Raw genomic sequence first — 737 nt, 5'->3', positions numbered from 1 at the left:
GGGGCTCAGTATCAAATTAAAAGGGGCTGTAGTAGATAAGCACTATGCTAGACTACTTTTATGAAGATAACCCGTTGTAAACTAAGTAAAAAAGTACAGCGAAGGCTGTTAGAGTTTTTCACAGCTGAAGTGACGGCTAGAACAGCCGCAGATTTGCTTGATATTCAGCCTAATACTGCTGCACTTTTTTATCATAAAATAAGACTTGTGATAGATTACCATCTCTCATTAGAAGCTGATGAACTTTTTGATGGTGAGGTCGAATTAGATGAAAGTTACTTTGGCGGTGTACGCAAAGGCAAAAGAGGTCGCGGGGCTGCTGGTAAAACCGCTGTCTTTGGGATTCTAAAACGAAACGGTAAGGTATATACCATTGTCGTGGCAGACACCAAACAGACTACTCTAATGCCTGTTATTAAGCGTAAAATCAAGCCTGACAGCTTTGTTTATACGGATAGCTATCGAAGTTACAATGCATTAGATGTGAGCGAGTTTAAACATTTCAGAGTCAATCACTCTATAGAGTTTACTTGCGGTAAAAACAATCACATCAATGGCATTGAGAACTTCTGGAATCAGTCTAAACGAACACTCAGAAAGTATAATGGAATCGATAAGAAGAACTTCCATTTATTTTTAAAAGAGTGCGAGTTTAGATTTAACTATGGCTCACCATCTAATCAGCTGAAAACCTTGAGAAAATGGTGTGATATTTAATCCTTATCTACTACAGCCCC

The 737-nt window shown here is 38.5% G+C and carries 1 protein-coding gene; it reads left to right on the top strand.

Going from position 1 to position 737, the window contains the following annotated elements; genetic code table 11:
* The first annotated feature begins 60 nt into the window (after positions 1-60).
* Positions 61-717: an IS1595 family transposase gene (locus tag JMX98_RS13960; RefSeq protein WP_201587436.1), complete on the top strand. Its 657-nt coding sequence runs from the start codon at positions 61-63 to the stop codon at positions 715-717.
* Positions 718-737 lie beyond the last annotated feature (20 nt).

The organism is Psychrobacter sp. HII-4, from assembly GCF_904846595.1.
Taxonomy (GTDB): domain Bacteria; phylum Pseudomonadota; class Gammaproteobacteria; order Pseudomonadales; family Moraxellaceae; genus Psychrobacter; species Psychrobacter celer.
The sequence above is the reverse complement of the archived record's forward strand: the minus strand, read 5'-3'. Positions and strand labels throughout refer to the sequence as shown.